Here is a 5,636-nt window from a genome sequence, read left to right on the forward strand (position 1 = left end):
GGTCAGCCATATTGGCTACATGGTGTTCGGCCTGGCCATGTCCACCGTGGCCGGTCTGGGCGCCGCGGTGTTCTACGTGGCCCACCACATCACTGTCCAGACCAGCCTGTTCCTGGTGACCGGCCTGATTGAACGCCGTGGCGGCAGCTCGTCCATGGACCGCGTGGCGGGACTGGCCAAGCTCTCCCCGGTCTTGGGGGTCCTGTTCTTCATTCCCGCCATGAACCTCGCCGGAATCCCGCCGTTCTCGGGTTTCCTGGGCAAGCTGGGGCTGCTTCAGGCAGGCGTGGAACTGGGGACGCCGCTGGCCTACGCCCTGGTGATCGGCGGCGTGCTGACGAGCCTGCTGACCCTGCTGGCGATCGCGAGGGTCTGGAACCGGGCGTTCTGGCGCAAGCCCGGGGACGCCGAACACCCCGATCCGGTGCTCCTGGCAGCGCCGGCCGACTCCGCCACGGGTGACCGGGCCGGCAAGACGAATGTGACCCTGCTGCCCCGCACCATGGTGGGCTCCACCCTGGGCCTGGTGGTCTTTGGCGTGGCCCTGACGGTCTTTGCCGGGCCGCTGTTCAGGGTGGCCGACCAGTCCGCCCAGGAGATGCTGGACCGGACCTCCTACATCCAGGCCGTGCTCGGCCCGGACGCGCCCGTGCCGCCGGTGCCCCCGTCGCTCCACCCGGTGCAGGTCCGGGAGGGCGGCGGAAAATGAACCGGAAAAGGATCTCGCTGCGCCAGGAACTGCCGCTGCTGGTCTGGCTCGTCTTTGTCTGGGGCGCGCTCTGGCAGAACTTCAGCCCGGGCAATCTCCTCTTCGGCGCCCTCATCGCGGTGCTCGTGGCGCGCATTTTCTATCTGCCCCCGGTGGAACTCGGCGGCCGCTTCAACGTGCTCCGCGCCGTGCCGTTCGCCCTCATCTTCCTCGGAAAAGTCGTCGCGGCAAGCTTCCAGGTCCTGTACCTGGCCGTGGTCCGCGGCCCCAACGTGGTCAGCGCAGTCGTAGCCGTGCCGCTCCGAAGCCATTCGGACCTCCTGGTCACGGCCACCGGGCACGTGATCTCGCTGATTCCCGGGTCCCTCTACATCCACGGCATCAACGTCCGCAATGCCGAGGACGCGGCCAAGCTGCGCAAAGAGGTCCGGGACACCGAGGCCGGGCTGATCCGGATCATGGGGACCAAAGCCGAACTTTCCGCCCTGACACAGGAGACCGCCGCATGATGCAGACCGTCCTGACGGTGACCGCCGTCGTACTGTCCCTGGCCGCCGCGGGGGCGATCGTCCGGATCGCGCGGGGGCCCTCGCTGCTGGACCGGGTTCTGGCCGCCGACGTGCTGCTGGCCATCTTCGGCGCGGCCCTGTGCATCGACATGGCCGCCAACCGGCACCTGAACAACCTGATGCTGCTCGTTGCGATTTCCCTGATCGGATTCGTCGGCTCGGTCACCGTGGCCCGGTTCGTGGCCGACAGGCGGGAGGGCGTCCGTGAATCCTGACACAGTGATCGACGCCGTCTCCGCCGTGTTCATGGTGACCGGAGCCCTGATGTCCCTCGCGGCCGCCATCGGGCTGCTGCGATTCCCGGACCTCATGAGCAGGATGCACGCGGCCACCAAACCGCAGGTCCTCGGCCTGTTCCTGCTGCTGGCGGCCCTCGGCCTGCAGATGCGCACCTGGTCGGTGTGGCCCGTCCTGCTGGTGGCCTGGCTCTTCCAGCTGCTCACCGTCCCCGTGTCCGCTCACATGGTGGGTCGGGCCGGCTACCGGACCAAGCACCTGCACCCGGAGCTGCTGAGCTCCGACGAGCTCGAGGTGGTAGTCCAGAAGGCCGCCCAGCAGGCGGCCACGCACGGAGCGGACGACGACGACCGCTGAGCCCCCGTCCGGCCCGGCCGGCACGTCGGCGGACGCGGCCGGGGCCTTCGACTGCCGCGGCGGGCGCCGCGGCCAGTCGCGTCAGGTCAGACGACGTCCTGGGTCTTGGCGAAGCGGGTGATCGCGCGCTGGGTGCCGCGGTTGGCGAGCACCTGGATGATGGCGCTGACCGAGGCGGAGATCAGGGCGAACGTCAGGGCCGAGCGCAGGGTGGTGGGAACGTCGTCCTCCTGGCCCTTGGGCGGCTTGTTGCCCGTGGACTTTTCCCACATGGTGTCCACCAGCTTGGTGCCGGCAAAGCCGGCCAGGAGGCTGACGCCGGTGCCGAGCAGCTTGATGAGGATGTTCATTCTTCGGTCTCCTTGGGACGGGAACGGTTTTCCCCTAGCCTAGCGTTCCGGGGTGAGGACCATCCGCAGGGCCTCGACCACGAGTTCGTGATCCGCCTTCTGGGGCAGGCCGGAGACGGTGACGACGGCGACGGCGCCCGTGCCGCGCACGTAAATGGGAAACGCCCCGCCGTGGGCGGCGAACTCCGACTGATCCCACCAGGCGTTGTCCTCGATCCTTCCGCCGGCAGCGCGGGCCCGGAGGCCCACCAGCAGGGACGGGACCTCGTACCGCATGGCGGCGCGCTTTTTGGCGTTGATCCAGCGCTCATTGTCCGGTGTGGCGCCGTCCAGCGCGGCGTGGAAGAGCACCTGCTCGCCTTTGGTGATGTCGACGGCGATGGGCAGCGAGCGTTGCCTGCCCAGCTCGACAAGGAGGAGCCCGAGGTCCAGGGCGTCATCCTTGCTGAACGACGCGAACTGGAGCGCCTCTATCTCGGCCAGCACGCGGCCAATGAGCGCCGCCAGGGAACCCCGCGGCTGCGGCTCATTGGAGTCGGGATCGTATTCCCCGGAGGGATCTTGGGTGACCGGTGTGTGCGACAAAATATTCCAGCTTTCCGGTGGGTGACGAGGCCGCCCGCTGGCGGGTCCGGGGGTCCGGCACGACGACTCTACCAAGAGGGTTTTCCGGGCCGCCGGGACTGCCGCCGTCCGGTCCACGATTGTGACGGCACACCACTGAAATCCCGGCCGTCCGGGTGTAAACTGAGCCAGCCCACAAGGGCGAAAATAATTACGACAGGGGAGCGCCGCCGTCGGGCATCGCCGGAACAATCCGGGGAAACCTTTGGTGGGCGCTGAGAGTGCGGACAGCCGCAGACCCTCGAACCTGATCCGGTTAGTACCGGCGCAAGGGAGTCGAGTTCTCAGGATGCGCGGAGGGCGGCGGAAGCCGAGACCGGCCGGCGCACCCTCCCCTCCTGTTCCTCAGGAGGACGACATGACAGATATTTCAGCACAGCATGGTTCCGCCAGCCGTTCATCCGCCCGGCGCAACTACAGCTGGCGCGTGGTGGACATTGTGGTGGCCGCGTTGATCGCCGTTGCCGGCGGCGTCATTTTCTGGGCCTGGTCCCAGGGCGCGAACCTGATCTCGACTCCGGTCAACGCGGTCTACCCGCCGTTGAGCGGACTCTACGCCGGCGGCTGGATGATCCCGGCAGTGCTGGGCATGCTCATCATCCGCAAGCCGGGCGCCGCGCTCTTCTGCGAAACCGTCGCGGCCACCGGCGAGCTCATCATGGGTTCGCAGTACGGCACCACGGTGCTGATCTCCGGCATCCTGCAGGGCCTCGGCGCCGAACTGGTCTTCGCGGCCTTCCTCTACAAGAAGTTCAACCTGCCCGTCTCCGTGCTGGCCGGCGCCGGCGCGGGCCTCTTCTGCGGCCTGAACGATTCCTTCCTGCCGTGGGGCTGGAACATCGCCTACGAAGCCGGCGACAAGCTCGCCTACATCGTCTTCACCACGATCTCCGGCGCAGTGATTGCCGGCGGACTGGCCTGGCTCGCCACCCGCGGCCTGGCGAAAACCGGAGTGCTGGGCTCCTTTGCCTCCCGCAAGGCCGCCACGGAGCCCGTCTTCTCCTGAGCCCCGTCGCTGAATCCTGCAGAGAATCATGAGATCTTCACCGGGCGTCCGGCCGGCCGCCGTCACGGCCCGCGGCTGGGGCTGGCGGCATGCCGGACGAACCAGGCCCGCCGTCAGCGGCCTTGACCTGGACATCCAGCCGGGGGAGCGCGTGCTCCTGCTGGGGCCCTCCGGCGCCGGCAAGTCGACGCTGCTCCACGCCCTGGCCGGCGTTCTGGGCGACGGCGCGGCCGGCGACTCCGGGGACTCCGGCGACTCCGGCGACGCCGAAGATGCAGACGAGACCGGCAGCCTCCTGATCGACGGTGCCGCGCCACGGGCGCAGCGCGGCCGCGCCGGGCTGGTGCAGCAGGACCCGGAAACGCAGGTGGTGCTCTCCCGCCTCGGCGACGACGTCGCCTTCGGGGCGGAGAACCTCGCCGTCCCGGCGGCGGAGATCTGGCCGCGGGTGCACGAGGCCCTCGACGACGTCGGGCTGGGACAGCTGCCGCTGGACCACCCGACGGCGGCCCTCTCCGGCGGCCAAAAGCAACGGCTCGCGCTCGCCGGGATCCTCGCGATGCGGCCAGGGCTGCTGCTGCTCGACGAGCCGACCGCCAACCTCGACCCCGCGGGCGTCCTGGAGGTCCGCGACGCTGTGGGCCGCTGCCTGGACAAGACAGGCGCCACGCTGGTGGTCGTGGAGCACCGGGTGGGGGTCTGGAAAGACCTGGTGGACAGGATCGTGGTGCTGCAGCCAGGGGCCGCCACGGACTCCGCGGTCTTGATTGACGGACCGCCGGACCGGGTCCTGGCCGAGGCGCGGGACATGCTCATCGGTGCGGGCGTCTGGGTGCCGGGCTACGTCCCGGCGACGCGGATGCGGACACCGGCGCGGGGCGCGGGACAGACTCTGCTCGCGGCCGACGCGCTCGCGGTGTCCCGCGAACGGCCGCGGCGGGCCGGGCTGCGCGACGGCTTCCGCACCATCGCGCCGCGTCCGGTCCAGTCCGGGGTCTCGGTCCGGGTCCGCGCCGGCGAGGCGCTGACCATCACCGGACAGAACGGCACAGGGAAGTCCACCCTGGCGCTGACGCTGGCCGGTCTCCTGCGGCCCGTCGCGGGAACAGTCTCGGCCACGGCGGAGCTGAGCAGCCCGGCCACCGGTCACTCCAGCGGTCGCTCCAGTGGCCGCGTACGCGACGGCGCCGGACCCGATCCCTACCGGTGGAAGGCCCAGCAGCTGATCGCCAGGATCGGAACCGTCTTCCAGGAACCCGAGCACCAGTTCGCTACCGGCAAGGTCCTCGACGAGCTCATGTTCGGCCCGCGCCACCTCGGCTACGGCGAAGACCGCGTGGACGAACTGCTGGAGCGGCTGCGGCTGACGGAGCTTGTGGACGCCAACCCCTACACGCTCTCCGGCGGCGAGAAGCGGCGACTTTCGGTGGCCACTGTGCTGGCGGCGCACCCCCAGGTGCTGGTCCTGGACGAGCCCACCTTCGGCCAGGATGCCAATACCTGGGCCGAACTCGCCTCGTTCCTCTCCGAGCTCCTCGACGCCGGCACCGCCGTCGTGTCCGTGACGCACGACGCCGAATTCAGCGCCGTCCTCGGCGGCGCCGAACTCCGCCTCCGGCCACGGGAAACCGCCGCCGCGGACGCTCCCGGCCCGGATCTCGAGCTGCCGGAGGGGGCCTCGCCATGAGGGACGCGCTGAGCCTGCGCGGCAACCATGCGCTGCCGGAGGGGGCCTCGCCATGAGGGACGCCCTGAGCCTGCGCGGCAATCACGCGCTGCTGACC

At 69.8% G+C, this 5,636-nt stretch carries 8 protein-coding genes and 1 riboswitch; of the genes, 6 read left to right on the plus strand and 2 right to left on the minus strand.

Annotation, left to right across the window (positions count from 1 at the left end; all coding sequences use genetic code 11):
* The 4 genes from LQV45_RS16370 to mnhG all read left to right on the plus strand — a co-directional run.
* Nucleotides 1–709: proton-conducting transporter membrane subunit (locus LQV45_RS16370; protein WP_290370259.1), on the plus strand; the 709-nt coding region annotated here is incomplete at its 5' end.
* A complete protein-coding gene (locus LQV45_RS16375) occupies nt 706–1,218 on the plus strand; it encodes a Na+/H+ antiporter subunit E (RefSeq protein ID WP_230007940.1) in 513 nt (170 codons plus the stop codon). The genes LQV45_RS16370 and LQV45_RS16375, both read left to right, overlap by 4 nt.
* The gene (locus tag LQV45_RS16380; RefSeq protein ID WP_018774043.1) at nt 1,215–1,493 is read left to right on the plus strand and encodes a monovalent cation/H+ antiporter complex subunit F; all 279 of its coding nucleotides are present in this window, start codon (nt 1,215–1,217) and stop codon (nt 1,491–1,493) included. The genes LQV45_RS16375 and LQV45_RS16380 overlap by 4 nt, the downstream gene beginning before the upstream one ends.
* Nucleotides 1,494–1,524: 31 nt before the next feature.
* Nucleotides 1,525–1,872, plus strand: coding sequence for a monovalent cation/H(+) antiporter subunit G (gene mnhG / locus LQV45_RS16385; protein ID WP_230007943.1), 348 nt, complete (start codon nt 1,525–1,527; stop codon nt 1,870–1,872).
* Between the two features lie 86 nt (nt 1,873–1,958).
* Here the strand turns inward: mnhG and LQV45_RS16390 are convergent, their stop codons facing one another.
* Entirely contained in the window at nt 1,959–2,222 is a 264-nt protein-coding gene (locus LQV45_RS16390; RefSeq protein WP_223915203.1) for a DUF4235 domain-containing protein, read from the minus strand.
* A gap of 39 nt (nt 2,223–2,261) precedes the next feature.
* A complete protein-coding gene (locus tag LQV45_RS16395; RefSeq protein ID WP_230007941.1) occupies nt 2,262–2,807 on the minus strand; it encodes a heme-degrading domain-containing protein in 546 nt (181 codons plus the stop codon).
* Nucleotides 2,808–2,994: 187 nt separating this feature from the next.
* Nucleotides 2,995–3,138, plus strand: a riboswitch (TPP riboswitch).
* Nucleotides 3,139–3,204: 66 nt separating this feature from the next.
* Here LQV45_RS16395 and LQV45_RS16400 point away from each other — a divergent pair.
* Nucleotides 3,205–3,852: an ECF transporter S component gene (locus LQV45_RS16400; protein ID WP_028275391.1), complete on the plus strand. Its 648-nt coding sequence runs from the start codon at nt 3,205–3,207 to the stop codon at nt 3,850–3,852.
* A 28-nt stretch (nt 3,853–3,880) separates the two neighbouring features.
* Nucleotides 3,881–5,539, plus strand: coding sequence for an ABC transporter ATP-binding protein (locus tag LQV45_RS16405; RefSeq protein WP_230007942.1), 1,659 nt, complete (start codon nt 3,881–3,883; stop codon nt 5,537–5,539).
* Nucleotides 5,540–5,636 lie beyond the last annotated feature (97 nt).

Source organism: Microbacterium sp. Bi128, assembly GCF_918698205.1.